Here is a 25,070-nt window from a genome sequence, read left to right on the forward strand (position 1 = left end):
GGATCATAGCAAAGGCGCCTCGATCAAGGCCATGCTTTTAGGGCAAAAACGCCTGGATGCGGCAGATAAAACGTAAATGCTGGGACTTTTCACTTGAGAATGATTCTCGTATTCACTAGTCTACGCTTGTCACGGACGCAACCCGACATCGCAAGGAAGATTCCCATGGACGACCAGCGAGCGATACATCATGAGTAATCAGCTCTCGTCTCTACTGCACCTCCCCGCCCGCCTGCCCGAGCCGCAACCCACGCTGCAGGCCATCGAACTCGGCCACCGACTGGGCAAGCTCTCGCGCCGGACCCGGCAGATATTCCTGCTCAGCCGACTCGACGGCCTGGCCTATGCCGACATTGCAGCCTTCATGAGCGTCGACATCGCGCGGGTAGAGCGTGCGATGCTTCGCGCGCTGGGCAAGGCCCACGTGCCTGGCGCGGCAAACACCCCAAGCGCTGCCATTCAGGCTGCCATTCAGGATCAGGCCAGCCGCTGGTATGTGCACTTGCAGAGCCCTGCGGCAACCGCCAGCGAACGCATCGAATTTCGCCACTGGCTGGACGCCGATGCCGCGCACCTTTCGGCCTTCCAGAACAGCGAGCGCTTGTGGCGTCAGTTGCAGGCACCCGCCTCGTTGCTCGGCGCATCCGGCTGGCATCGACGCAAGCGCCGCGTGTATCTGGTCTGGTGCCTGCTGACCGCCTTCATCTGCAGCCTGATGGTCACCGCCGAGGCCATGTCCTGACGCGCAGATGACCGTTGCAGTGAAGTTTACGTCGCAGGACGCGATGTCGATCGGTGTACAGTAGCGGCCTGAAAAGGCATCTACGCAGCAGGCACCTATCTTGACTCTCACCATCGGTTCAGATTTCGACAGCGGCAACATTCAGGTTCTCGACGCAAGTGACCCGGCGCATATCCGGCTGGCGATTCGGCCCGACACGAAAAGCGCGCATTTCCAGTGGTTTCATTTCCAGGCAGACGGCCTGAACGTTGGCCAGACCTATGGCTTCAGCTTGACCAATGCAAGCGAATCCACCTTCAACCGTGCCTGGACCGGCTACAACGCCGTGGCGTCTTACGACCATCAGAACTGGTTTCGGGTAGCGTCGGATTTCGACGGCAAGGCGCTGAATTTCAGCCTGGCCGCAGAGCAGCCGCAGGTCTGGTTTGCGTACTTCGAACCCTACAGCCGTGAACGCCATGAATGGCTGATCGAACAGGCGCAGAAAAAAGCCGGTGCACAGTTGCTGGCGGTCGGCAAAAGCGTCGAGGGCCGGGATATTCAGCTGCTGCGCAAGGGTGACGGTGCCGAGGGCAAACGCAAGATCTGGATGATTGCCCAGCAGCACCCTGGCGAACACATGGCCGAATGGTTCATGGAAGGCGTGATCGAACGCTTCCAGCAAAAGGATGACGCCGTGCTGCAGCAACTGCTGGCAGAAGCGGATGTGTATCTGGTCCCCAACGTCAACCCGGATGGGGCCTTCCATGGCCACTTGCGCACCAACGCCAACGGCAAGGACCTCAATCGTGCCTGGCAGGACAGCACCGAAGCGCTAAGCCCGGAAGTGTCCTTCATCAGGCAGCAGATGGAAAAATACGGCGTGGACATGTTCCTCGACGTGCACGGTGACGAGGAAATCCCCTACGTATTCACCGCCGCCTGCGAAGGCAATCCGGGGTATACCGCACAGCAACGCCAGCTTGAAGAGCGCTTTCGCAGCCGCCTGTGCGAGGTCAGCGACAACTTCCAGACGGTTCATGGCTACCCGCGCGGCGCACCGGGTCAAGCCAACATGAACCTGGCCGCCAATGCCGTGGGCGAACGCTACAAGTGCCTGTCACTGACCCTGGAAATGCCATTCAAGGATCACGACAACGCGCCAGACCCGGTCACCGGCTGGTCAGGCAAGCGCTCTGCGCAACTGGCCGGGGAAATACTGACCGTGCTGTCCGAGATGGTAAAAGAGCTGCGCTAAGAGCTCCTGCCTGTCGGCAAGCCAAGATGCCCACCTACGCGTGGGCATTTTTATTCGCGCGGGCAGCACGGCGCACGATCAGACTGGCCAGCGCGATCAGCGCCAGCGTGATCACCACTGCCCCGTAGACATTGCTGGTCATCACCAGGCCCGCCGAGTGGGCGAAGTATCCGGCGACCAGTGCCGGTATGCAGAAGGCCAGGTAGCTGAGCACCAGAAAAGCCGACATCAGCCCGCCCCGCTCGTGGGCATGCGCCAGGGGCATGAGCATGCGCAGTGCGCCCAGAAAGCTCGATCCAAACCCCACACCTGCGACCACTGCGCCGACGAAAAACAGCCACAGCAAACCGAGGTTGATCGAAAGCAGTATCACCGCGACACCCAGCGGCAAAAAGCTCGCACCTACCCACAAACCGAGCACCGGCTCGCGCTGACGCAGCGTCAGAATCGCCGCCGCGCCGCTGAGGGTCAGCGCCGCAACCGCCAGGCCGCCATTGAGCGGTGAAGTGGAACCGGTCGCCGCCACCAGCAAGGACGGGCTCAACGACAGAAAGAAGCCACCCAGTGCCCACGCGGCGATGTCCACCGGCAGAACCAGCCACAGCATGCGCCGTGCCTGTTGCGGTACATGCAACGAGGGCTTGAGGGATTGCCAGACACCGGGCTGGCGACTGACGGTTTCCTCGACGCGTCCCAGGTACAGGGCCTGACTCAGGAATGCGGCCAGCAACAAGCAGTAACCCAGCATAAGCGGCATCGGCGCGAACTGCGCCAGCAGTGCCGTACCCAGAGCGCCAACGGCCATGCCGAGCATAGGCGAAATACTGTTGATCAACGACCCTTTGACCGAATCATTGTCCAGCAAGGCCGCGCCCAGTGCGCTGGCAGCCAGCCCTGTCGCAAAACCCTGCAGCAGGCGCGCGGCCACCAGCCAGCTGACATCACTGGCCAGAATGAACAGCAGCATCGAGACGCTTTGCAGCAGCAACGCGCCGAAAATCACCGGGCGCCGCCCTAGATAGTCAGACAGCGACCCGCCCATCAGCAAGGCAGCCAGCAGGCTGAATGCATACACTGCAAAAATCAGGGTAAGCACGCCCGCCGAGAATCCCCATGCCTCCTGGTACAGGTGATAGAGCGGCGTGGGCGTGCTGGACGCGGCAAAAAAGCATAACGTGGTAAACGCCAGAAACCCGAGATGGTTTGGTGCCCGACCGTCAGACTTCACGTCTGGCGACGTCGAATCGTTTGAAGAAAGGGACATGGATACGCTCTCCGCCAATGCAACCTGTTAAAGCCATAAATTAGCTTTTGCGGAGTGTGCGACGTGATAGCGCTTAAAGCAAATACTTTGTGTTAAGGTCCGCCGTATGGCTATTAAAGAAGCAATTCGCACCGGGGGCCGCAGTGCCCGGGTGCAGGAATCCATCCATCGCGCGGTCCGCGACTTGCTGCAGGAGCACGATCGCTCAGCACTCAGCGTGCCGATGATCGCGACCCGCGCAGGCGTTACGCCGTCGACCATTTATCGCCGCTGGGGTGATCTGACCACGTTGCTGGCGGACGCTGCGCTGGAGCGTCTGCGCCCTGACGTGCCGATCGATCAGGGCAGTCTGCATCAGGACCTGCTGACCTGGAGTGAAATGTATCTGGACGAAATGTCATCGGCACCTGGCCGGGCATTGATGCGCGATGTGGCCGCCAGCACTTCCGGCTGTGTGGGCAAGTGTGCAGCGATGGTTCGCGAGCAGCTGCAGGTCATGATCGATCGCGCCATGGCTCGCGGGGAGGTTTCCCCCAGTGCCGACGACATGATCGATGCCGTCATTGCGCCGATGATTTACCGGATTCTGTATGCCGAATCGGCGCCGACGCCCGAACGCGTGCGTCAATGGGTCGACCGCTGCCTGGGCTGAGCCGCTTTGCAGGGAGTCAGCGGCGGCAACTCCCGTTATCATGCGCACCTCGTCCGACACCAATGACCGAACCTATTCATGCACACCCTCGCAGATCTACGCGCCGGCAAGCTGGCAGGCATCAAACGGCTTGACCTCTCCTGTGGCCTGAGCGAATTCCCGGTCGAAATCTTCGACCTGGCCGACACGCTGGAAGTCTTGAATCTCAGCAGCAACAAGCTGACCTCGCTGCCCGACGACCTGTGTCGCCTGACCCGCCTGCGCGTCCTGTTCGTATCAGACAACGCCTTTACGCACCTGCCGGAAAGCATTGGCCGATGCCAGCAGTTGCAGATTGTCGGCCTCAAGGCCAATCGCATAGAGCAAGTCAGCGCCGCTGCACTGCCGCCGCGCCTGCGCTGGCTGATCCTCACCGACAACCGCATCGAGTCGCTGCCCGACGAACTGGGCTGCCGCCCGGACCTGCAAAAGCTGATGCTCGCCGGCAACCGCTTGCGCACCCTGCCCGCGACCCTCGCGCAGTGTCACAAGCTGGAGCTGATCCGCATTGCGGCCAATCGTCTGACCGAGTTGCCGGACTGGCTGCTGAGCCTGCCTGCGCTGGCATGGCTCGCCTTCGCCGACAACCCGCTGTGCGCCGAACGTCCCACCGCGCCGATCCGGGAAATCCCCTGGCAACATCTCAGCCTTCATCAACGCCTGGGCGAAGGTGCGTCGGGGATCATTCAACAGGCGGTCTGGCACGACGCCGGCGAGGAGCGCATGGCAGCGGTCAAGCTGTACAAGGGCGCGGTCACCAGCGATGGATCGCCGCTCAATGAAATGGCGGCCTGCATCGCCGCAGGCCGCCACGCACAGCTGATCGAGGTGCTTGGACAGATCAGCGGGCATCCCGAGCAGCAGCGCGGCCTGGTCATGGCGCTGATAGCCCCCGATTTCGGCAATCTCGCCGGTCCGCCGAGCCTGGAATCCTGTAGCCGCGATGTCTACGCCAACGACACGCGCTTTTCCCTGCCGGTGCTGCTGCGCCTCGCTGAAGGCATCGCATCGGTCACCGCGCACCTGCACGCCCGCGGGATCACGCATGGCGACCTTTATGGTCACAACATTCTTGTGCAGAAGGATGGCAATTGCCTGCTGAGCGACTTCGGCGCAGCGTCCTTTCACCCGTCAGCCGGGCTGGGTGAGGCGCTGGAGCGCATCGAAACGCGGGCATTCGGTATCTTGCTGGGGGAATTGCTGGAGCGTTGCGAGGCAGATCCGCAGGATCAGAACGTCATGGCGGGTCTACAGGCGCTGCAGGCGAGTTGCGTGCAGCCCGATTGCCAGCAACGACCGTCGCTGGCAGAGATTCTTCTACAGATCAAAACATGGAGCGCGTAAAGCGCTCCATTGCGCAGTGATCAGCCTGCCAGGCCCACGTACACATTCTGCACGTCATCATGGTTGTCGATGGCTTCGAGAAACGCTTCGACTTCGGCCATCTGCTCATCGGTCAGGCCGTCCACGGTGCTTTTCGGGCGATAGCCCAGTTGCGCGGACTGAACGGTGAAACCGAATTCCGGAAGCGCCTTGCAGACCGCGTCCATGTCAGTGGATTCGGTCAGGAACAGCGTCGCGCCCTCTTCACCTGGCTCGAAATCCTGGGCGCCGGCCTCGATTGCCGCCAGTTCCGGGTCAGCATCTGCTGCTGCAGGAACAGCCTCGATCATGCCCTGATACAAAAAGTCCCACGAAACCGAACCCGCAGCGCCCAACTGGCCCTTGCGGAACAGCACGCGAATTTCCGAGACCGTCCGATTGATGTTGTCGGTCAGGCACTCGACGATCACCGGCACGCGGTGTGGCGCAAAACCTTCGTAGGTCAGACGCTCGAAGTTGACGCTCTCACCCAGCAGGCCTGCGCCTTTCTTGATGGCACGCTCCAGCGTCTCACGCGGCATCGAGGCCTTCTTGGCCTGCTCGACCACCAGCCGCAGACGCGAGTTCATGTCCGGGTCTGCGCCAGCACGAGCCGCGATCATGATCTCCTTGGACAGCTTGCCAAACGTACGTCCCTTGGCATTGGCTGCCGCTTCTTTATGCTTGACCTTCCACTGTGCGCCCATGTCTGCTCTCTTGATTCGCTAGGCACCTCGCCGCCTGCGCCTGCATGACTCACAGAACGCGACGCTGGCAAGGCGCTGAAAAAGGGTCACCGGCAAATACCCTGTCCGGCGCGGCGCATTTTATACGCGATCACGGCAGATGGAACCCCCGACAGGCAGATTGCCCTCATGAACTCGCCAGGATTGCTGCCAATCCGGCCAACGGCAATCATCGTCTTTCCATCAACGCTTGTAGGTTCTTTCCGAAAAACCTTGCAGCAATGCTTTTGTAACCCCGTATTCCGTAACCTTCGCGGCCCCGTTTTTGAAGCTAGAGAGCCCCGCGGATGCGCAAGGACCTGCAAGTGCCCTTCATGCTGGCGATCACCGACTGCCAGCCGGATCTGCATATCATCAGCTTCGCCGGCCATGAAGCCCTCAATGAAACGTATCGCTTCGACATCTGGATGATCGGCAGCGACCCGCAGCTGGACGTGCGCAGCCTGCTGCATCGCGAAGCGTTTCTAAGCTTCGGCGAATCCGGCAGCGGCAGGCATGGCCGTATAGACCATGCGGCGCGGCTCCACCGCGGGGCTCGCGTGAGTCTCTACCACCTGATTCTGGTGCCTGATCTGCACCGGCTGGTGCAACATCGACAACGCCGCACCTATCAGGACCTTGCGATTCCTCAACTGATCGCGCAGTTGCTTGAAGCGCACAGTATCGGCGCGAACGCATACCGATTCGAACACGTGAATGGTCTTTATCCTGCCAGGCCGTTGCATATCCAGTACGACGAAAGCGATCTGCACCTGTTGCAGCGCCTGTGCGAGGAAGAAGGCATGCATTTCCGTTTCGAGCATCGCCAGAGCGGCCATCGGCTGGTGTTCTCGGACGACCCTGCGAGCTTTCCGGCGCAGCCATTGCCGGTGCGCTTCAAGCACCCGCAAACGTCAGGCGCGCCGCGAGAGACGCTGGAGCACCTGGCCGAGCGACTGGGTTTTCCGCCCGTTTCAAGACAACCCGCCGACCACCCGCAACCTGCGCGCGCACCCGAGCACCCTCTGACAATAGCGGCCAATCATGCCTTTCAACCGCCAGGCTTTCGTGGAGCAATCAGCCCCCAGGAGGCCCTGAGCCGGCAGCGTGGCAGTCGCAGGCTGGAGCGCCTGCGCTGCGAACGGCGCGATGTCAGAGGACGAAGCACCGACACCGCCTTGCAATGTGGTGAAGTCATCCAGGTGCTCGATCATCCGGAACCCTTGCTCAACGACCAATGGTTAGTGGCCGAAGTGGTTCACGCGGGCAGGCAGTTACAGGTGCTGAAAGGTGCCGCCGCCCATGATGCGCTGGCAATCCTGCGTATCCTCGTCGAAGCGAAGCGTTCGTCACCCGACGCTGAACAGTTGCAAGGCAACGGTTACTGCAACAGCTTCAGGGTCATTCCGTGGGCGACGCCGTATCGCCCGTCGAACAACCACCCGAGACCCGCGGTCGCTGGTGAGCATTTCGCCACCTTGCAGCGCAACGACATACGGCCAGACCCACCCGGATACCGTTCAATCCGCTTCGACTGGCATGTGCAAAGCCTGGAAGACCAACCCGCACAACGCTGGCCGATGGCCGAGGTCGCCTGCCCGGAGGTTCATCGGCTAGCGCCGGGCGCAAGAGTGCGGGTCCGCTTTCTCGATGACCATCCCGAACGGCCCGTGATTTGCGCAGTACTGTCACCGGGTCAGGAGCTGGACGAGATGACTGCACAACCGGCTGGATATATTCGAGTGGCGAGCGGTGAGCACTTGCACGTCAATGCCCACGACGGATTGCTGGTACGCGGGCAAGCCGCGGCGCTGCACGTTGACGCGCAACGTATCCTGATCGTGGGTCATAAAGATCAGCAGTCCTTGAAGTCGGGCTGGCGCTTGTCGATAAAAGCGCGCATGCCCTCCTTCTGATCCTGGCTGGCGAAGGCGGCGTGAAACACCCGGCGTTCGAAGCGGATGCCTTCGGCCAGGCTGACCTCGAATGCGCGGTTGACGCTCTCCTTGACCATCATCGCCACTGGCAGGGATTTACTCGCGATGACCGCTGCCACTGCCAGCGCTTCCGGCAGCAACTGCTCGAGCGGCAGCACGCGGGCCACCAGACCGGCACTCTCGGCCTCTTGAGCATCGATCAACCGGCCAGTCAGGCACATTTCCATGGCCTTGGCTTTGCCCACCGCGCGGGTCAGGCGCTGCGTACCGCCCATGCCCGGCAACACGCCGAGATTGATCTCGGGCTGTCCAAACCTGGCATTTTCGGCAGCCAGAATGAAATCGCACATCAATGCCAGTTCACAGCCGCCACCCAAGGCGAAACCGGCTACCGCAGCCACCAGGGGTTTGCGTCGGGCGGCGACCCGGTCGCTTTCACGAAACAGGTCATCGAGGTAGATCTGCGGGTAGGACAGGTCGACCATTTCCTTGATGTCCGCGCCGGCGGCAAAGGCTTTTTCCGAACCGGTCAGCACGATGCAGCCGATCGCACTGTCCGCCTCGAACTGGTCGAGGGCATGGTTCAATTCGTTGATCAGGCGCGCATTCAAGGCGTTCAACGCCTTGGGCCGGTTCAGTCTGATCAGACCTACACCATCTATAACCTCTATGAGAAGTGTCTCGTAAAGCATTGATAAATATCCTTTTTTATTTGATTATGAAATCAACAGCCTTTTATAGAATCAACATTCGATTATTAGATCAAGACGTTGATTAATAACGTTTAATCAAAAATTTCGACAGCTATTGCGGTAGCTTCACCGCCGCCGATGCAGATTGCCGCAATACCACGCTTGAGTTGTCGGTGCTGCAAGGCCGCCAGCAGCGTCACGATGATCCGCGCACCCGAGGCACCGATCGGATGGCCGAGCGCGCAGGCACCGCCATTGACATTGACCTTATCGTGCGGGATGTCCAGCTCGCGCATTGCCACCAGTGGCACCACGGCAAACGCCTCATTGATCTCGAACAGATCAACGTCGTCCAGAGTCCAGCCTGTCTTGCCCAAAAGGCGCTGAATGGCCCCTATCGGCGCCGTTGGAAAAAGGCCCGGCTTATCGGCGAACGCAGCATGCGCATGTAACACCGCCAGAGGCTTCAGGCCACGCCGCTGAGCCTCGGACTGACGCATCAACAGCAGCGCTGCTGCGCCATCGGAGATAGAACTGGAGTTGGCCGCGGTGACCGTGCCGCCCTCGCGAAAAGCGGGTTTGAGCGTGGGTATCTTGTCCGGACGCGCCTTGGGTGGCTGCTCATCGTGAGTGATTTGCCTCGACTCTTTGCCCACGGTGGCTTGCACTGGCACGATCTCGGCGTCGAAATGGCCTTCGGCAATAGCCTGTTGCGCGCGAGCCAGTGAGGCCAGGGCAAACGCATCCTGCGCCTCGCGACTGAAACCGTTGAGCCCGGCACAGTCCTCGGCGAAGGTGCCCATCAACCGGCCTGGCTCATAGGCATCCTCGAGGCCGTCGAGAAACATGTGATCGAGCACCTTGCCGTGCCCCATGCGATAACCGCTGCGCGCGCGGTCCAGCAGGTAGGGCGCATTGGACATGCTCTCCATGCCGCCAGCCACCACCACCGCAGTACTGTCTGCCAGCAACAGGTCATGGGCCATGATTGCGGTCTGCATGCCGGAACCGCACATCTTGTTGACCGTGCTGCACAGCGTCGCATGGCTCAGCCCGGCACCCAGCGCCGCCTGTCGAGCGGGTGCCTGACCGAGACCTGCCGGCAGTACACAACCAAACAGTACGTGCTCCACGTCTGCAGGCTCGATGCTTGCGCGCTCGACAGCAGCACGGATAGCGATCGATCCCAGCTGGGTGGCACTGCGGCTTTGCAGATCGCCCTGAAAACCGCCCATGGGCGTGCGCACGGCACTGACAATGACCACGGGGTCTTGATGAGGGGGTGTCCTTTCGATGGACATGGCTATCTCCAGTCTTGTTTTTATAGATACGGTTTTCTATAGGTACGGGGGAATCATCAACCTGCTGCATTGCAGACGCAATGGTTGAGGCAGGCAGATTAGCCGCTATCCCGGCATCGTGCCCGGCGCGCCGAATCTCTCATCACTGGCGAGGTCTGAAGATCACTGAACCTGACGCTGGAGCACACGAATGTCGCTACGCCTGATCCGCGCCCTGCTCTCCGGGCTGCTCATCCTCGGCTTGAGCGCCTGTGCGCTGATTCCCCATCGAGACCCGCTGACGATCAGCGTCGTGGGTATCGAACCCATCCCCGGCCAAGGTCTGGAACTGCGCATGGCGGTGACGTTGCGGGTTCAGAATCCAAACGAAACCGAGATCAACTACAACGGCGTCGCGCTGGACCTCGACGTGAACGACAGGCTGCTGGCCTCCGGGGTCAGCAACCAGAAAGGCACTGTAGGACGCTTCTCCGAAGCGGTGCTGGTGGTGCCGGTCAGCGTGTCGGCATTCGCTGCCTTGCGCCAGGCACTGGGGCTCAGTCAAAGCCAGCGTCTGGACAATCTGCCCTACACGCTTCGCGGCAAGCTGGCTGGCGGCCTGTTCGGCACGATGCGCTTCAGTGACAGCGGCACGCTGGATTTGCGCCAGGCAGAGGGAGATCCCTGGTAACAAGTCATTACGGGTGGTAATGCCTTTCGGGGTTTGGCAGGGTAAACGGGACGATACAGGTGGCATGCTTTCTGCTGCCTGACTGCAGCGCATGCTCTGCACCTCCCCACCCTCAAGGAAGATTTGCCAATGACCCCGCAGAACCCGTCAGCACGTTTTTTCCCGACTTTTCTAGCCCTTGTGACGCTGATGCTCAGCCTGTGCATGGCACCGGCATGGGCTGCAGAAAAAAGCGCCAAGCGTGGAATTGCCTACGACATCGCCCTGCCCGCCGACCTGAGTGCGTTATCTGCTGGCGTGAGCTGGTGGTACAACTGGAGCCCCAGACCCCATGACCGTCTGGCGTCGTACGATTATGCGTCGATGTACGGCGTGGATTTCATCCCGATGGTGTGGAACGGCAACGTTGACGACGGGCAGTTAAAGCAATACCTGCTGGCTCACTCAGCCATCCGCTATCTGCTGGTGATCAATGAGCCGAATCTGCTCGATCAGGCCAACATGACACCCGAAGCGGCGGCCAGCTTCTGGCCGAGACTGGAACAGATCGCCGCCCAGACCGGTGTAAAGCTGGTGGGGCCAGGCATGAACTGGGGAACCATGCCAGGCTACGGCGACCCGGTTGTGTGGCTCGATGCCTTCTATACGGCCTATCGGTCGATGAATCAGAATCGGGACCCGCGCATCGATTACCTGGCTTTTCACTGGTACGACTATGGCTTGCCGGGGATGCTCGACCGTCTGTCAAAGTACGGAAAACCCTTCTGGGTCACCGAGTTCGCCAATTGGCACGCCCCGGATGACGGAGCGCAGATTGATTCAGTCGACAAGCAGAAACGGCAGATGGCGGAAATGGTCGCCACCCTCGAGCAGCGCCAGGACGTGTTCAGATACGCCTGGTTCACGGGCCGGATGAACCCTGACCCGCACTTTTCAAGCTTGCTGGACGCTGAAGGCAAGCTGACCGAACTGGGCCAGTATTACCTGTCTCTGCCACACAGCGAGTAACCCCGCGCGGCTCGGTCAACACATCTTCGCAGCCTCTCAGCGAGGCTGCGCCGATTTCGGTCAGACCGCTGATGATGTGCTGGGTGTAGGGAAATGACTGATCGGGCTCCAGAACTCTTGTCGAGATCAACAGCCCTTCCCTGACCAGCGTGTCGACCGTCGCCACACAGACATGGATCGCCGGGGCGCTTGAATAAGCGCGCACCAGCTCCCTGTAGATCTGGCCAAAGGTCAGTTTTTGCGGTTTGCTGAAGCACAGGCGACCGACGATGCTCAACACCGCGAGATCTAACCGCTGTTTTCCCTCACTCACCACTATTGCCTTTAACGTAATAAAAACTGACGCGCCGTCGGCTGATTATTCCTATCACCCTTGCACCCTCTGCACACGGCAATGGCCGATCGGTAATGCACACTTTCACGTCCAGTTTCAATGGAATAAAAATTAAAGACGTCGTTGACTAATGTGCACTTCAAGTGCCTGGAGATTTCTTTAAGCGTTCATTAATTTACGCTTACACCCCGATACTTACTCTTATGGAGCCGGCCTTTGAAACGCGCAGGAACCACGAGAATGCAAAGCTTACCAGCTCTCTAAACCTAACGACAATTAGGTTTATTAAAAAACAATAAAAACCTAAAATAATGTAGTTTTTTGGCTTTTAATGGCTGTATTAAGGCAAATTTGCCGATTTTATTCTTTAAATACTGTCTAAATCCTTCGACCTCATCTGACAAAATCAGATGATGGCCAGGTGGCATCATTTATTAAAATCTCCATTACTCATACTTTAGCGACCTGTGAACTGTTTACTGTCGCGCTGGACTGAGTGTTCCGCCGAGCCCTGTGCCATCGCAACGGCCGTCCGTTTTTATCCTGCAAACCATCAATCGAGATTCAATCGATGACTAGATCAATGCTGTCTGTTTTCAGTGCAGTACTTCTGTGCGCGCAAAGTGCCTTAACTTTCGCCGCGGACTCAACTTCCAGCACACCTGCCACCGGGTCCGATCAACAGATCCGGACGCAGGTGGAAGCCAAGCGCGACCAGTTGTCAGGCGCCGACAAGATCAATCCGGCCCAACAACAGAGTTCGTCGTCCCTGCTCGACACGCCGGTGGACACCGACGATGCCCCTGCCCAGGCACAACGACCATGAACAACCTCAATCAACCGATCACATCGACCGGAAGGACACTTGCCTTGTCAGCCTTCAAACAGACACTGGGACTGAGCCTGCTGACGTTCAGCGTCATGCAGGCCAACCTGGCACTCGCCGCCGTGACCCCGGCGACCGGCAACGAAGTCGAGGCGCGCGTCAGCTCGATTCTCGACAACATGAGCCAGTCGGAAAAGATCAACTTCACCCGCGTTAACGACGGTCACATGATCCCGTCCCTGCTCAAGTGGGGCATCAAGGGCACCGTGGCGTATGACTCGTCCATGGGCGTGCACGTCAACAACGCCACATTCGGCGCTCAATATCCGTCGCAGTCTGCGCTGGCAGCGACCTGGAGCATCAACCGGGCCAAGGAATTCGGCCTGGCCATCGCTTATGAAACGCGCATTTCCGGCGGTCAGCAGATGCTCTCGCCAGGCGTGAACCTGTACCGGACACCCTACAACGGCCGCTCGGCAGAATACGTCAGCGGTGAAGACCCGTTCCTCGGCGCCGTGCTTGCACCCGCTATCGTCAACGGCATTCAGGCTCAGGGGATCCAGGCCAGCGGCAAGCACTACCTGGCCAACGAACAGGAAGCCAATCGTCAGGCGGTCGACGTCAAGGTCGATGAGCGCACTTTGCGCGAGCTGTACCTGCCAGGCTTCGAGTCGATGGTGAAGAACGCCAATGTCGCTTCGATCATGTGCGGCTTCAACAAAGTCAACGGCGACTACGCCTGTGAAAACCATCACTTGATCACCGAAGTGCTCAAGGGCGAATGGGGCTATCAGGGCATGGTCATCAGTGACTTCAACGCCATTCATGATGCCTTCAAGGGCGCGTGGGCCGGTACGGACATCGACATGCCCTCCGGCCTGCAGTTTACCGAAGCCAATCTCCTGCCCTACCTGTGGAGCGGGCAGCTGACCCAGAATGTGATCGACGACAAGGTCAAACGCAACCTGCGTGGCATCGTCAGCTACGACCTGCAGAACAACCTCAACACTGCCAAGACCCTGGAGCACCCGGAATACGGCATGCGTGCTGCGCTGAATACCGCGCGCGAATCCATCGTGCTGCTGCGCAACGAGAACACCGCTGCCGGCAAACCGCTGCTGCCGCTGGAGCGCTCAGCGAAAATCGCCGTGATCGGTAACTGGGCGCATGACGTACCGGCATCGCCTTTCGGCACCGCTAACTCACCGCCCAACAGCTACGTGACCGAGCTGAGCGGTTTGCAGCAACTGGCATCCAGCAGCAGCGATGTCACGTATCTGTCAGAGATGAGCCTGAATCCGGCGAGCTCGGTGTGGTATCAGCCAGCAACCGGCGACAACGGGATCAGCAACGCCGGGGTAAAAGCCGAATACTTCTCCAACACCAGCTTTTCCGGTGACCCGGTGCTGACACGTGTGGAACCCGGCGTGAACCTGAACTGGACCACCGGTAGCAACGTAACCAACGCAGGCAGCACTGCGGTATCTGGCTTCAGCCCGACAGCCGGCGCCTTCTCGGCACGTTTCACCACCACCATCAAGCCCACCATCTCGGGTGCTCAGGCGTTCAAGGTGCGTGCGGACGGCCCCTACAAACTCTGGGTCAACGATGAACTCATCGTGCAGAGCGACGGCGTGCCTTACTCGGGCGACGTGGTGAATGCGCTGACAACGTCGGGTAAAACTGCGGCATTGTCGGCCGGCAAAACCTATACCGTAAAACTGGAATACCAGCGCGTACAGGGCAATTTCATTCCCGCACTGGGCGGCCTGACCGGCGTACAGATGAGCTGGGCTGCGTTGCGTCCGCCGAAGGACCTGTCGAAATACGATGCGGTGGTGGTTGCGGCCGGCACCACGTCTGAAAACGAAGGCGAAGGTTCCGACCATGGCTTCGATCTGCCGGACCAACAGGCTGAACTGATCAGCTTCGTTGCCAAGGCCAACCCCAACACCATCGTGGTCATGCACGGCGGTGGCGTGGCCAACATGCAGCCATGGGCGAACAAGGTCGGCGCTGCACTGCAAGCCTGGTTCCCGGGCCAGCAAGGCGGTCAGGCACTGGCCGAGATTCTCTACGGCAAGGTCAACCCGTCGGGCAAGTTGCCGGTCACGATCGACAAGAACATCGAGGATAACCCGAGCTATGCCTCTTATCCGGACCCGGCGGCCTACCGCGGCAGCAACCCGCTGACCGAAATGACCTACAGCGAAGGCCTGTACATGGGTTATCGCGGCTATGACAAGAAACACGCCAAGCCGCTTTATCCATTCGGCTATGGCCTGTCTTACACCACGTTCAGCTACAGCGACCTGAAGCTGTCGACCAACGTGCTGACCCCAGGCTCGACGATCGACGTGAAATTCACGGTGACCAATACCGGTGACAAGGCAGGCTTCGAGGTGGCGCAGCTGTATGTGCAGCCGGTCAAACCTGCTGTGGACCGTCCGGAGAAAGAGCTCAAGGGCTTCACCAAGGTGTACCTGCAGCCGGGCGAGAGCAAGACCGTCAGCGTACCGATAGACTCACGCTCGCTGGCTTACTACGTCGACAAGACGGCAAGCTGGGACGTCGATGCCGGGAAATTCAAGATCCTCGTCGGTGCGGACTCGGAGAACCTCACGCTCAACAGGACGCTGATCACCCTGTACCCGGAAAAACTGACCACGCGTGACAGTAACCCGCTGCCATTGCCACTGCGCAAGGCAGTCCAGGTCAGCGCAGCACAGACCTACTGATGCACCCGTCAAGGCTCATGGATGAGCCTTGATATCCCTTCCCAATCGCTGCACGTAGATATCGAAAACCGCCATGACATCCACGTCCTGAGGGCTTCGCAGCCACTGAATCTGCAAGCCGTCCATGACCGAGAAGATCTCCTGGGCCAGGGCTTTGACATTGATATCGCCGCGCACTTCCCCCGCCTCTATCAACGCCTGCAAATGCCCGCGTGCGTGTTCGTGGGTCAGCTGGAATCGCTCAAGGTGCCAAGCCCATGCCGGGTGAGCCTTCGACAGGCTCTCGGTATTCATCAGCAGTGCGGCCTGACACTCCTCAGCATTCTCGATACTGAAACTCATGCTCAGCTTGAGAAACTTCAGAAACCCTTCAAGCGTCGGCTCGGTGACCAGATCCTGAAAGCGCGAGGTGACCCGCTGGTCCCTGCGTTCCAGCAAGGCGGCGAGCAGTGCTTCCTTGTTGGGGAAATGGTGCAGCAACCCCACCGTGGTGATACCGGCAAGCAGTGCGACCTCGCGCATCGACGCGCTCGAATAGCCATCTCTGGCAAAAACAACGGTAGCGGCGTCCAGCAAGGCCTTTCTGCGCATGTCTCCCTTGGGCGCGCGGCGACGCTTGGGTGGGGCCGTTTCTGCGGATTCATTCCCTGATTCTTCGATGACCATAAAAACCTGATAACGCCTTGATTCAATGTGCCCCGATGCTCATGACCGGGGCCCTGCTGGTAAAAAACCGTTTCGCCGTCAGCGACGCCGTGGTGATGGAGATCAGCGCGATAAGCGCATTGCCGGTAAACATGCCGGGCAGCGCACCGCTGCTGCCGAACCAGTGGGTCCCGGCGAAGACGAACGGCACTGTACCCGCCGTTGCCCTGAGCCAGGCAAACACCGCGACCCACCACGATCTGTTCATGGTCAGGAATACCGCGATGGCGACGAAATCCAGACCAATCAGAACCCAGAGACCGCCGCCCCACAAACAAAAGGCCATGAACACGGCACGGGCTTCGTCCCCCAATTGGTAGAGGTCGGCAATCATGCCACCACAAAGCAGCAGCACCAGCCACACCGCCAGCCCATAGCAGACCACCAACCGCCGGGTAAAAATGACCGCAGAACGCACGCGATCATCGCGGCTCGCACCAATGTTCTGACCCAGCACCGGGGCAAGCGCGCCAGGCAGGGCAAAAAAAGCGCAGTACGAAAACTGTATGACCCGATCCAGCACCGTCATCGCGGCCAGAGCGGAAGTGCCAAATGCCGATAGCGAGGCAACAAGATAAGCCAAACCGACCGGCGTCGCCAGATTTGCCGCCATCGCCGGGAGCGCCAGCCTGAAGGTATGCCGCGCATGCAGACGCAACAGTTTCAGATGGCGGGTGAACACCATGCCTATTCGGCTGCGCACCCAATACAGCCCGATGGACGCGGAAACTGCTGCGGATACGGCAAACGCAATGCCCGCACCGTCGAGCCCCAGGCCGAGCCCGAAGATGAAAAACGGGTCCGCCACTGCCAGCGTGGCGGCAGCGGACAGCACGACGCCCATCGCCCGGCGGTTGTCACCAATGGTTCTGAGCATCTGCGCCGACATCTGCATCACCGCCTGCAACGCGGTAAAAGGCAGGGTCAGCCAGATAAAACTGCGCGCTGCTTCGTAAGTGGCCGCCTCGGCACCCAGACATCGCATGATTGGCACGATAAACGTCAACTGGGCGGCGGCTGCCAGACCGCTGACCGTGATCACCATGAGCATCAGGCTGCCAGTGAGCCTGGGTATCGATCTGGCCGCCCGATGGCCGATGCGCGCGGAAAGTACCGAGGCTCCGGCGATGATCAGGCCGGTTGCCAGCGCCCCGTTGAAAAACATCAGGACCTTGGCAATGCCGACAGCCGCCAGAAGCACGGGGTCATGCAGCATCGATACGTAGACCAGCGTGAGAATGTCGACCAGAAAGACGGCGAACAGGCTCAAGGCGCTGGCACTGGCGGTGACGACGATATGACGCGCTACGCTGCCTTGGGTAAATCTTGCACTGGCTTGGGCCATCAACGTTCTCAAAGGGCCTGACGGGTCAGAAAGGCAAGACACCCTCACGCCGAAGCGTCAAGAGCGATCAGCGCCGGAGTGTCGGGTCGCTGTCAGATGTGCTGCTACCTGCTCGCCGCCATCAGACGATTCACTTCACTGCGGACCATGTTGGCGTATTCCGGCGGACTCATGGTATCCAGCTCGGAACGAACCCACTCAGACCACTTGCCCTTGCGCTTGGCGCGCTCGCCCATCAGGCGTGCTGCCTCGCCCTTGGCCTTGCCCAGATTGCTCTGCCACAGTTCGAACAGACGGGATTTTTCGTCTTCGAGAGCGGTACGCTCAGGGAGCGGCCGATTGGCCAGATTGAAACTCATCACAGTCACCTACGGCTAAAAACGGCTGCATCTTACACCTGTAAGGGGCATTGCTTGCAGAGTCTTGCGTCGGGTGATTCAAGCAATTGCAACTTTTCAGGATGCGCGAGACTCCATTGAACACTGTTGCCACCACTTGAAAGGAATACACCCATGGCTCGTAAGACCCCTGCTCAACAAGCTGCCGATCAAATCAAGGATCAGGCATTCAGTGACCTGCAGGCACTGATCGAAGAATCCGACAAACTGCTCAAGGAAAGTGCTGCACTGGTGGGCGAAGAAGCAGAGACATTGCGTGCGCAGTTGAGCGTCAAACTCAAGCAGGCACTGGATTCGATGGCCAGCGTTCGCGACCGCACCAAGCCGGTTGTCGAAGCGACTGAAACCTACATCGGTGGTCATCCATGGCAGACCGTGGCTATTTCTGCGGGCTTTGGCCTGGTAGTTGGCCTGCTGCTGGGTCGTCGTTGATCGACTGATGAACGGCATCGCGGGCCAGGTTGCTGGCCCGCGGTGCTGATGCAGTGAAGTGTGAGGAAGCAAATGTAAACCTGGCGAACGCCCTTAGCGGGTGTGCTGTACCACCGACGGCTCGGCAAAACGGTGCGACTTGGTCACCTTCGCCTGTAACGTCACGCGCTCTTCCTCGGCCTTGGCCTGGCTTTCATAAGGCCCTATCAATACCTGCTGTTTCCCGTCTACGTCCACGATGATCGGGGCATAACTGCGCTCGAGCAACCAGGCGCTGGAATCGCTGACCGCCTCCCGCGAGTTCATCTGAATGAACCACTGCGGCGTAGAGACCGGAGCAGTCACTGCCGTCCCCTGGACTTTATCCCTGGCGGGCCCGCCTCCATCGCATCCGGCCAGAGCCAGTACCGCTATCATCATTACCGTCTTGCGCACGTAGGTCTGCTCCTCGTCTGAAGTGGCGCGAGTCTAACATTGCCGCGCGGCCCGTTGATCGCCTGTGTCGAGGTGTCGCATGGCCACTGGAATGACGTGAAGTACCCGCAATACGGGGCTATCGCCCCATCAGTCAGTTTCGGCCACCATCGCCGATCATGTAATCAGATATTTCGTTGCATATAAACGCGACACGAGGGTGTCAAACGACTGCGACCATGTTGATCGATGGCTTGCCGCCATCGATGCATTAGTACAGGAGTTCATCATGTGCGACGACCGAAATCCCCTGCATTGCTTCATTCCGCCTTACATGCTCGAGCGTATGGCGCAGTCCCCCAAGAATCTGGTCAGCGCCCGGGCCATTGCCAACCTGACGAGCAGCTCGGCATTCCTCGCTTCCCGTCTCTCTGCGCGCACCATGCCATCCATGCACGCGATCAAATCGCCAGACGGACGAAAGCACCGTGTTATTCATGATGCCAAGGGCACTGACGATCTCCCCGGCGCGGTGGTGCGCAAGGAAGGCCAGGCAGCGACGGGCGACAAGGCAACCGATGAAGCCTACGATGGCTCAGGCGACGTCTATGACTTCTATGCGCAACTGTTCGAACGCAACTCGCTGGACGACAGTGGCATGTCGCTGGTCTCGACCGTGCACGTCGCCGAAGTGGATTTCAACGGCGAGCATGTGCCGCTGAGCAATGCCTATTGGAATGGCAGCCAGATGGCTTACGGCGATGGTGATGACCTGGTCTTCAAGCGCTTTACCGGGAGCCTTGAAGTGATTGGTCATGAACTCACCCACGGCGTGCAGAGCTTCACCTCGAACCTGGACTACCGCGGGCAATCCGGGGCCTTGAACGAGCACTTTGCCGATGTATTCGGCATGCTGGTGCGCCAGTGGAAACAAGGCACCAGCGCAGCCGAGTCGGACTGGGTGGTGGGCAAGGAGTTACTGGTGCCCGCGCCGACGCGACGAGGCATTCGCGATATGGAAAAACCCGGCACCGCGTATTCCAACGATCCGGATCTGGGTGATGATCCGCAACCAGCAACGATGGCCGATCTGTATACCGGTGCCAAGGATCGCGGCGGCGTGCACATCAACTCCGGCATTCCGAACCGGGCATTCGTGCTGGTGGCCAAGGCGCTGGGCGGAAATGCCTGGGAAGTGGCGGGCAGAATCTGGTATGAAACGATGCTGGAGCTGGCCTCGGACAGTCAATTCATCGATTGTGCCAAGGCCAGCATAAAAGTAGCCTCGGACCCACGTTTTGGCCCCAAAGCCAAGAAAGCCGTGCAGGCGGCCTGGAAAGAGGTCGGTCTCAAGGTATAGCCAAAGCATAACCACCAAAAGGTGCTTGAAATGAAGGTCTGTCTAGTGCAATCCGGCGGTTTTGCAGGTGCAGTCAAACGCTGTGAAGTCGATACAGCCACCCTTGAGCAGCCCGAAGCCGAGCAATTGCAGAGGCTGGTGAGCGACAGCGGCCTGAATCAGTCCAGCAGTGCCTTCAACGATGAAGCGCGGGACCTGAATCAGTACGAAATCACCATTGAGGACGACGCCAAGGCAATCTGCCTGACGTTCGACGAACACAACGTGCCTGCGTCTGCCCGTCAGTTGCTCGGCTTTCTCAAGCAACGCGTCAAACCCGGCAAGCTCTGAGACAGGCCTTTGCCAAAGGACTCTGGCCGCAACGATGCCCTTTCGTCGACAGATAGAAGGCATCGCTGCTGCCGCGTTCGCCACCATTCTCCGCGCATGGAATAATGGCGCAGTGACATGTGAACCACCCGACACCCTGGCGGTCAATGCTTTGTACCAGTCCGCTAGCGCTGACCGTACAAAAAAAAACGCTTCACACTGCCATTAACGAGGTATCTTTTCGTGCTGCGCGTTCTTACCTCCTTACCTCCGCATCAATGGCGTCGATGAGCACTGTGCATTCTATCGAACACTCTTCCGGCCTGATCATCTGCGAGCACTGCGACTCGCTCTACGAAGCCCATCCTCTGCAGCCCGGCGAGGCGGCATTCTGCCTTCGCTGCGAAGCACTGCTCGGTCGCGGCCATCGGGTGACCATAGAACAGCTACTGGCATTGACCATCGCTGCAGCGATGCTGTTCGTATTCGCCAATCTGTTCCCGGTCATCAGCATCAATATGAAGGGCCTCTCCAACGAAGTGACGCTCTGGCAATCAGTTGAAGCCCTTGCTCAAGGGCGGATCACGATCATTGCACTGGTGGCCGGTCTTTCGATCATTTTTGCGCCCCTCTTGCAGATCGTTCTGCTGTTCTGGGTGCTGGTACACGCGCACAAGGGCATCGTGGCGCCCGGCTTCAGAACCTGCATGCGCGCGCTGGAGCACTTGCGCCCATGGAGCATGCTCGAAGTGTGTATGCTCGGCATTCTGGTGGCGATCATCAAACTGTCCGGGATGCTCGACGTACACCCCGGCGTCGGGCTCTGGGCCATGGCAATGCTCATGGTGCTGATCCTGCTGATCGCCAACAAGGATATCCGCCGGTTGTGGGATGAACTGGGAGTGCAGCCGAAATGAACGGCATCCCCTTCGCCCATGAACACAAGCTGTGCCTGTGCCACACCTGCGGTTATGCCTGCCAGGAGGACGCTACGCGGTGTCCGCGCTGTGATTCGCCGGTGCACAAACGCAAACCCAACAGCATCAGCCGTACCTGGGCCTATCTGATTGCCGCCCTGATTTTCTATATCCCGGCCAACGTGCTGCCGGTGATGTACACCAACCTGCTGGGCAACCGCAGCGAAAGCACCATCATGAGCGGCGTCATCGAGTTCTTCGAAAGCGGCTCGTGGGACATCGCCATCCTGATTTTCGTCGCCAGTGTTCTGGTCCCATGCATCAAGTTTCTGGTGCTGGGCATGCTGCTGATCACCTGCCAGCGGCGTAGCACCTGGGCGATGCGCGAGCGCGCGCGCCTGTACCGCTTCATTGAACTGATCGGCTACTGGTCGATGCTCGATGTGCTGGTTGTAGCCCTTGTGGCGTCTCTTGTTCAGTTTCGCGAGCTCAGCACTATCGAGCCGCGAATCGGTATTCTGTTTTTTGGCTTGGTAGTGGTGATGACGATGTTCGCCGCCATGAGTTTCGATCCCCGGCTTATCTGGGACGCAGAGGTTGAAGATGTCTGACAGTACCCTCCCCCCGCCAGCTTCAGTGCCACGCCCTGAAGTCAAACGTCGTCGCCTGCGTGTCTCGCTGATTTGGCTGGTGCCCATCGTTGCCGCGATCATTGGCATATCCATGGCCTTGCATGACTGGATGAACATCGGTCCCAGAATCACTGTCAGCTTTCTGACAGCCGAAGGTCTGGAAGCCAACAAGACCCAGGTCAAATACAAGAACGTGGTCATCGGCATGGTCACGGATATCAGCCTCAGTGACGACCGCACGCATGTGCTGGCCACCATCGAGCTGAACACCAGCGCTGCTCCGTTCACACGGGTCGACAGCCAGTTCTGGGTCGTGCGCCCGCGCATTGGCGCACATGGGGTTTCGGGTGTAGACACGCTGCTTTCGGGTGCCTTCATCGGCGCCGACGCCGGCAGCGCCGAGGAAACCAAGAACAGCTTCACCGGCCTGGAAACGCCACCGCCGGTGACCTTCGGTGAAAAAGGCAAGCGCTTCACCCTGCACACCGACGATCTGGGCTCGCTTGACATCGGCTCACCGATCTACTTCCGACGCATTCAGGTCGGTCAGGTGGTGGCCTATGACCTGTCCAAGGACGGCCGCGGCGTCGACATCCAGATTTTCATCAATGCTCCGAACGATCAGTACATCACCACTGACACACGCTTCTGGAACGCCAGCGGTGTCGACATCACCGTCGGCGCGTCAGGGGTCAAGGTCAATACGCAGTCGCTGACCTCGATCATTTCCGGCGGGATCGCGTTTCGTGAGCCGAACTGGAGTCCGGACTCGAAGCCGGCGGACGAGAACGCAGAATTCAAGATATTCGATGACCAAACCACGGCGATGGCACCTCCCGACGGCGAGCCACGCTACATCCGCATGCGCTTCAATCAATCGCTTCGCGGTCTGACGGTTAACGCGGCGGTGGACTTCCTCGGGGTCAATATCGGCAAGGTGGTGTCGGTCGACCTGGATTACGATCCGGCCACCAAGACCTTCCCCGGTATCGTTGGCGCAGTGATCTATCCCAAGCGCCTGGGGGCGGCCGAGTCCAAGCTCAAGGAACTCGGCGGTTCGGGTGATGAAGAAGAACAGTCTGCCCGGGTATTGGGCGCGTTCGTGGCCAATGGTCTGCGTGCCCAGGTGCGTAACGGCAACCTGCTGACCGGCCAGCTGTACATTGCCATGGAGTTCGATCCAAAGGCGCCAAAGGTCGCGTTCAACGCCAAGGCCCGACCGCTGGAGATTCCGACCGTGCCGGGCAGCTTCGACAAGCTGCAGGAGCAACTGCAGGCATTCGTCGAGAAACTCAGCAACTTGCCGATCGACCAACTGGCGGGCAACCTCAACGGCACCCTCAGCGAATTGCAAAAAACCCTCAAGCAGGTCAACAGCAGCGTGTTGCCGCAGATGCGTGGCACCTTGCAGCAGGCGGAGAAAACCCTGGGGACTGCCAACGACTCGTTTGCCGAAGATTCACCCGCGCGTCAGCAACTGGGCCAGGCCATGGATGAAGTGCAACGTACCGCGCGTTCGGTGCGGGTCCTCACCGACTTCCTCAGCCGCCATCCGGAATCGCTGATTCGTGGCCGCACGGGCGACGCAGCGCCACGTTCGTTCAACGCCCCGTCCTCGTCCCGAGCCATTGATCCGGAGCCAAAACAATGACCTTGCGCCTGAAACTGATGGTACTTGCCGCAGCAGTGGGCCTGGGTGCCTGCACATCGACCCAGACCCACTACTACACGCTGATCGCGCCGATGAGCGCGACCAGCACGGCCGCCGGTAAACCCATGCCATTCCAGTTCGAGATGCTGCCGGTGATCATGCCGGTGCAGGTCGACCAGCCGCCGCTGGTGGTTCGCCAGGGTAACGGCAGCCTGGCTATTCTGGACACCGAACGCTGGGGATCACCGCTGGGCGACGAGTTTCACGATGCGCTGACCCCGCAGCTGGAGCACCGCTTCGGCAGCCGCGACATGGCCGGTTTGCCGAAAAACAGTGATCAGCCGACGCTGTCGATCCGCACCGACGTGCGGCGTTTCGAGTCGATGCCCGGCAACTACGCCCTCATTGATGTGGTGTGGACACTCGGGCTTCGCGATGCTGGCGCCACCGCGGGCAGTAAACGGCGGAGCCTGACCTGCAGCAGCGTGATCCGCGAGCAGGCAGGTGAAGGCATGGAAAATCTCATCATTGCCCACCAGAAAGCAGTTGCCCGGCTGGCAGACAAGATCGCTGCAACGGCCACGAACTGGACAGCACAGCCCTCCTCGCGCTGCCTGTAAACCTTGCGGGAGGTCTGCGTAAAAGGCCTCCCGATTTCGCCTCATTCAGCCTGAAACCGTTGTGCCAGCCACCTGCACGTCGCTGCTCGAAACGTTCAATTCGGTACAAAAATGTATCACCATTCCGGATTCCTACGTACACTCTGCCACCTGTCTGGTACGTTAGTACCTGATTGGACCGAACACTCAACTCCTCGCCCTTACAGGGATGTCTGATCAGTCGACGCCAGAAACGCTTGTTAACCCTGACTGTAGCGGTGCACAGTTTATCGAGGACAAACGGATGACAGGGATCGGACCACGGCTTAAAAAGGAACGTTTGCGCCTCAAGCTTTCGCAAAGTGCACTGGGCGCGATAGGTGGCGTGGAAACCAATGCCCAGGGCAACTACGAAAATGGCGTCCGCTCTCCCCGTGCAGATTATCTGTCCAGCATTTCGAATGCCGGAGTGGACGTTGCCTATGTGGTCACCGGCCTCAGTGCTACGCGTAATGTCCCCGCTGTCATAACGGCGGACAGTCAGAGCAGCGCCCCGCTCAACCGCGTCGTCGAACGCTTGCACGGCAACCTGCACGACGTGACCCAGAACCTTTACCTGTTCACCCGCCTGATCGAATCGAACGCAGGCGTTGGCAATGTGGACAGCAATCAGCTGGAAAACATCAAGAACGACGCCGAAGCGATCACCGTCGCCACCGTTCGGCTGATCTACATGACGTCACGAATCAAGTAACGAGCAAGTATCGCGTGCCGCCAAGGC

Annotated in this window: 25 protein-coding genes and 1 pseudogene; 17 read left to right on the top strand and 9 right to left on the bottom strand. The window is 59.5% G+C overall.

Translation table 11 applies throughout. The features are described 5' to 3' along the window. Window positions 1-190 precede the first annotated feature (190 nt). Complete coding sequence (locus GE543_RS02660; RefSeq protein ID WP_153220561.1) at window positions 191-742, top strand: DUF4880 domain-containing protein; 552 nt, start codon at window positions 191-193, stop codon at window positions 740-742. A gap of 100 nt (window positions 743-842) precedes the next feature. Then, window positions 843-1,979 carry a M14-type cytosolic carboxypeptidase gene (locus GE543_RS02665; RefSeq protein ID WP_153220563.1) on the top strand — a complete coding sequence of 379 codons (1,137 nt, stop codon included), beginning with the start codon at window positions 843-845 and terminating at the stop codon, window positions 1,977-1,979. 34 nt (window positions 1,980-2,013) lie between these two features. Here the strand turns inward: GE543_RS02665 and GE543_RS02670 are convergent, their stop codons facing one another. Further along, window positions 2,014-3,243: an MFS transporter gene (locus GE543_RS02670; protein WP_153220565.1), complete on the bottom strand. Its 1,230-nt coding sequence runs from the start codon at window positions 3,241-3,243 to the stop codon at window positions 2,014-2,016. A 106-nt stretch (window positions 3,244-3,349) separates the two neighbouring features. Here GE543_RS02670 and GE543_RS02675 point away from each other — a divergent pair, with 106 nt between their 5' ends. Further along, window positions 3,350-3,895, top strand: a complete 546-nt coding sequence (locus GE543_RS02675) for a TetR/AcrR family transcriptional regulator (protein ID WP_003411332.1) — start codon at window positions 3,350-3,352, stop codon at window positions 3,893-3,895. Window positions 3,896-3,973: 78 nt separating this feature from the next. Beyond that, window positions 3,974-5,278 (top strand): leucine-rich repeat-containing protein kinase family protein, encoded by a 1,305-nt coding sequence (locus GE543_RS02680; RefSeq protein ID WP_153220568.1) that lies wholly within the window; start codon window positions 3,974-3,976, stop codon window positions 5,276-5,278. Between the two features lie 20 nt (window positions 5,279-5,298). On the opposite strand, the gene GE543_RS02685 is transcribed toward GE543_RS02680, so the two are convergent. After that, window positions 5,299-6,003 (bottom strand): YebC/PmpR family DNA-binding transcriptional regulator, encoded by a 705-nt coding sequence (locus GE543_RS02685; protein WP_003364547.1) that lies wholly within the window; start codon window positions 6,001-6,003, stop codon window positions 5,299-5,301. Between the two features lie 326 nt (window positions 6,004-6,329). Here GE543_RS02685 and GE543_RS02690 point away from each other — a divergent pair, with 326 nt between their 5' ends. Next, a complete protein-coding gene (locus tag GE543_RS02690; protein ID WP_153220570.1) occupies window positions 6,330-7,937 on the top strand; it encodes a type VI secretion system Vgr family protein in 1,608 nt (535 codons plus the stop codon). On the opposite strand, the gene GE543_RS02695 is transcribed toward GE543_RS02690, so the two are convergent. Continuing rightward, entirely contained in the window at window positions 7,877-8,650 is a 774-nt protein-coding gene (locus GE543_RS02695; RefSeq protein ID WP_153220572.1) for an enoyl-CoA hydratase, read from the bottom strand. The genes GE543_RS02690 and GE543_RS02695 overlap by 61 nt on opposite strands. Window positions 8,651-8,742: 92 nt before the next feature. After that, on the bottom strand, window positions 8,743-9,951 hold the full coding sequence (locus GE543_RS02700) for an acetyl-CoA C-acyltransferase (protein ID WP_153220574.1): 1,209 nt from the start codon (window positions 9,949-9,951) through the stop codon (window positions 8,743-8,745). Window positions 9,952-10,141: 190 nt separating this feature from the next. Here GE543_RS02700 and GE543_RS02705 point away from each other — a divergent pair, with 190 nt between their 5' ends. Then, window positions 10,142-10,621: an LEA type 2 family protein gene (locus GE543_RS02705; protein WP_003411342.1), complete on the top strand. Its 480-nt coding sequence runs from the start codon at window positions 10,142-10,144 to the stop codon at window positions 10,619-10,621. Between the two features lie 189 nt (window positions 10,622-10,810). Continuing rightward, a complete protein-coding gene (locus tag GE543_RS02710) occupies window positions 10,811-11,629 on the top strand; it encodes a glycoside hydrolase family protein (protein WP_371676313.1) in 819 nt (272 codons plus the stop codon). A 37-nt stretch (window positions 11,630-11,666) separates the two neighbouring features. Here GE543_RS02710 and GE543_RS27615 read toward each other — a convergent pair. After that, window positions 11,667-11,963, bottom strand: a pseudogene (locus GE543_RS27615) (hypothetical protein); the annotation flags it as partial. A gap of 583 nt (window positions 11,964-12,546) precedes the next feature. Between GE543_RS27615 and GE543_RS02715 the strand changes: the two are divergent. Both GE543_RS02715 and GE543_RS02720 read left to right on the top strand, forming a co-directional pair. Next, on the top strand, window positions 12,547-12,789 hold the full coding sequence (locus GE543_RS02715; RefSeq protein WP_032702947.1) for a hypothetical protein: 243 nt from the start codon (window positions 12,547-12,549) through the stop codon (window positions 12,787-12,789). Further along, window positions 12,786-15,527 (top strand): glycoside hydrolase family 3 C-terminal domain-containing protein, encoded by a 2,742-nt coding sequence (locus GE543_RS02720; protein WP_046269949.1) that lies wholly within the window; start codon window positions 12,786-12,788, stop codon window positions 15,525-15,527. The genes GE543_RS02715 and GE543_RS02720 overlap by 4 nt, the downstream gene beginning before the upstream one ends. 15 nt (window positions 15,528-15,542) lie before the next feature. Here GE543_RS02720 and GE543_RS02725 read toward each other — a convergent pair whose 3' ends face one another. From GE543_RS02725 to GE543_RS02735, 3 genes are all read right to left on the bottom strand, one after another. Then, window positions 15,543-16,193: a TetR/AcrR family transcriptional regulator gene (locus GE543_RS02725; protein WP_003411350.1), complete on the bottom strand. Its 651-nt coding sequence runs from the start codon at window positions 16,191-16,193 to the stop codon at window positions 15,543-15,545. Between the two features lie 22 nt (window positions 16,194-16,215). Further along, a complete protein-coding gene (locus GE543_RS02730) occupies window positions 16,216-17,577 on the bottom strand; it encodes an MATE family efflux transporter (RefSeq protein ID WP_153220576.1) in 1,362 nt (453 codons plus the stop codon). Window positions 17,578-17,681: 104 nt separating this feature from the next. Beyond that, on the bottom strand, window positions 17,682-17,936 hold the full coding sequence (locus GE543_RS02735; protein ID WP_003315380.1) for a hypothetical protein: 255 nt from the start codon (window positions 17,934-17,936) through the stop codon (window positions 17,682-17,684). A 153-nt stretch (window positions 17,937-18,089) separates the two neighbouring features. On the opposite strand from GE543_RS02735, the gene GE543_RS02740 reads away from it, so the two are divergent. Next, window positions 18,090-18,407, top strand: a complete 318-nt coding sequence (locus tag GE543_RS02740; RefSeq protein ID WP_003400563.1) for a YqjD family protein — start codon at window positions 18,090-18,092, stop codon at window positions 18,405-18,407. Window positions 18,408-18,500: 93 nt separating this feature from the next. Here GE543_RS02740 and GE543_RS02745 read toward each other — a convergent pair whose 3' ends face one another. After that, entirely contained in the window at window positions 18,501-18,842 is a 342-nt protein-coding gene (locus GE543_RS02745) for a hypothetical protein (protein ID WP_371927076.1), read from the bottom strand. 268 nt (window positions 18,843-19,110) lie between these two features. Between GE543_RS02745 and GE543_RS02750 the strand changes: the two genes are divergently transcribed. From GE543_RS02750 to GE543_RS02780, 7 genes are all read left to right on the top strand, one after another. Beyond that, entirely contained in the window at window positions 19,111-20,181 is a 1,071-nt protein-coding gene (locus tag GE543_RS02750; RefSeq protein ID WP_003417388.1) for a M4 family metallopeptidase, read from the top strand. A gap of 30 nt (window positions 20,182-20,211) precedes the next feature. After that, window positions 20,212-20,511 (top strand): protealysin inhibitor emfourin, encoded by a 300-nt coding sequence (locus GE543_RS02755; RefSeq protein ID WP_003342005.1) that lies wholly within the window; start codon window positions 20,212-20,214, stop codon window positions 20,509-20,511. Between the two features lie 266 nt (window positions 20,512-20,777). Then, window positions 20,778-21,407 carry a paraquat-inducible protein A gene (locus GE543_RS02760; protein ID WP_178118526.1) on the top strand — a complete coding sequence of 210 codons (630 nt, stop codon included), beginning with the start codon at window positions 20,778-20,780 and terminating at the stop codon, window positions 21,405-21,407. Further along, window positions 21,404-22,018 carry a paraquat-inducible protein A gene (locus tag GE543_RS02765; RefSeq protein WP_003315385.1) on the top strand — a complete coding sequence of 205 codons (615 nt, stop codon included), beginning with the start codon at window positions 21,404-21,406 and terminating at the stop codon, window positions 22,016-22,018. Before GE543_RS02760 ends, GE543_RS02765 begins: the two co-directional genes overlap by 4 nt. Continuing rightward, window positions 22,011-23,690, top strand: a complete 1,680-nt coding sequence (locus GE543_RS02770; RefSeq protein WP_153220580.1) for an intermembrane transport protein PqiB — start codon at window positions 22,011-22,013, stop codon at window positions 23,688-23,690. The genes GE543_RS02765 and GE543_RS02770 overlap by 8 nt, the downstream gene beginning before the upstream one ends. Beyond that, a complete protein-coding gene (locus GE543_RS02775; protein ID WP_003411364.1) occupies window positions 23,687-24,310 on the top strand; it encodes a membrane integrity-associated transporter subunit PqiC in 624 nt (207 codons plus the stop codon). The genes GE543_RS02770 and GE543_RS02775 overlap by 4 nt, the downstream gene beginning before the upstream one ends. A gap of 283 nt (window positions 24,311-24,593) precedes the next feature. Further along, complete coding sequence (locus GE543_RS02780; protein WP_153220582.1) at window positions 24,594-25,043, top strand: helix-turn-helix domain-containing protein; 450 nt, start codon at window positions 24,594-24,596, stop codon at window positions 25,041-25,043. Window positions 25,044-25,070: the final 27 nt, after the last annotated feature.

It is taken from the genome of Pseudomonas sp. SZ57, assembly GCF_009495975.1.
GTDB classification, from domain to species: domain Bacteria; phylum Pseudomonadota; class Gammaproteobacteria; order Pseudomonadales; family Pseudomonadaceae; genus Aquipseudomonas; species Aquipseudomonas syringae.

Bases quoted from the DNA above. Each gene is read 5' to 3' on its own strand.
- GE543_RS02660 (WP_153220561.1), top strand. From the start codon at position 191: ATGAGTAATCAGCTCTCGTCTCTACTGCACCTCCCCGCCCGCCTGCCC.
- GE543_RS02670 (WP_153220565.1), bottom strand. From the start codon at position 3,243: ATGTCCCTTTCTTCAAACGATTCGACGTCGCCAGACGTGAAGTCTGAC.
- GE543_RS02675 (WP_003411332.1), top strand. From the start codon at position 3,350: ATGGCTATTAAAGAAGCAATTCGCACCGGGGGCCGCAGTGCCCGGGTG.
- GE543_RS02680 (WP_153220568.1), top strand. From the start codon at position 3,974: ATGCACACCCTCGCAGATCTACGCGCCGGCAAGCTGGCAGGCATCAAA.
- GE543_RS02685 (WP_003364547.1), bottom strand. From the start codon at position 6,003: ATGGGCGCACAGTGGAAGGTCAAGCATAAAGAAGCGGCAGCCAATGCC.
- GE543_RS02690 (WP_153220570.1), top strand. From the start codon at position 6,330: ATGCGCAAGGACCTGCAAGTGCCCTTCATGCTGGCGATCACCGACTGC.
- GE543_RS02695 (WP_153220572.1), bottom strand. From the start codon at position 8,650: ATGCTTTACGAGACACTTCTCATAGAGGTTATAGATGGTGTAGGTCTG.
- GE543_RS02700 (WP_153220574.1), bottom strand. From the start codon at position 9,951: ATGTCCATCGAAAGGACACCCCCTCATCAAGACCCCGTGGTCATTGTC.
- GE543_RS02705 (WP_003411342.1), top strand. From the start codon at position 10,142: ATGTCGCTACGCCTGATCCGCGCCCTGCTCTCCGGGCTGCTCATCCTC.
- GE543_RS02710 (WP_371676313.1), top strand. From the start codon at position 10,811: ATGCTCAGCCTGTGCATGGCACCGGCATGGGCTGCAGAAAAAAGCGCC.
- GE543_RS02715 (WP_032702947.1), top strand. From the start codon at position 12,547: ATGCTGTCTGTTTTCAGTGCAGTACTTCTGTGCGCGCAAAGTGCCTTA.
- GE543_RS02720 (WP_046269949.1), top strand. From the start codon at position 12,786: ATGAACAACCTCAATCAACCGATCACATCGACCGGAAGGACACTTGCC.
- GE543_RS02725 (WP_003411350.1), bottom strand. From the start codon at position 16,193: ATGGTCATCGAAGAATCAGGGAATGAATCCGCAGAAACGGCCCCACCC.
- GE543_RS02730 (WP_153220576.1), bottom strand. From the start codon at position 17,577: ATGGCCCAAGCCAGTGCAAGATTTACCCAAGGCAGCGTAGCGCGTCAT.
- GE543_RS02735 (WP_003315380.1), bottom strand. From the start codon at position 17,936: ATGAGTTTCAATCTGGCCAATCGGCCGCTCCCTGAGCGTACCGCTCTC.
- GE543_RS02740 (WP_003400563.1), top strand. From the start codon at position 18,090: ATGGCTCGTAAGACCCCTGCTCAACAAGCTGCCGATCAAATCAAGGAT.
- GE543_RS02750 (WP_003417388.1), top strand. From the start codon at position 19,111: ATGTGCGACGACCGAAATCCCCTGCATTGCTTCATTCCGCCTTACATG.
- GE543_RS02755 (WP_003342005.1), top strand. From the start codon at position 20,212: ATGAAGGTCTGTCTAGTGCAATCCGGCGGTTTTGCAGGTGCAGTCAAA.
- GE543_RS02760 (WP_178118526.1), top strand. From the start codon at position 20,778: ATGAGCACTGTGCATTCTATCGAACACTCTTCCGGCCTGATCATCTGC.
- GE543_RS02765 (WP_003315385.1), top strand. From the start codon at position 21,404: ATGAACGGCATCCCCTTCGCCCATGAACACAAGCTGTGCCTGTGCCAC.
- GE543_RS02770 (WP_153220580.1), top strand. From the start codon at position 22,011: ATGTCTGACAGTACCCTCCCCCCGCCAGCTTCAGTGCCACGCCCTGAA.
- GE543_RS02775 (WP_003411364.1), top strand. From the start codon at position 23,687: ATGACCTTGCGCCTGAAACTGATGGTACTTGCCGCAGCAGTGGGCCTG.
- GE543_RS02780 (WP_153220582.1), top strand. From the start codon at position 24,594: ATGACAGGGATCGGACCACGGCTTAAAAAGGAACGTTTGCGCCTCAAG.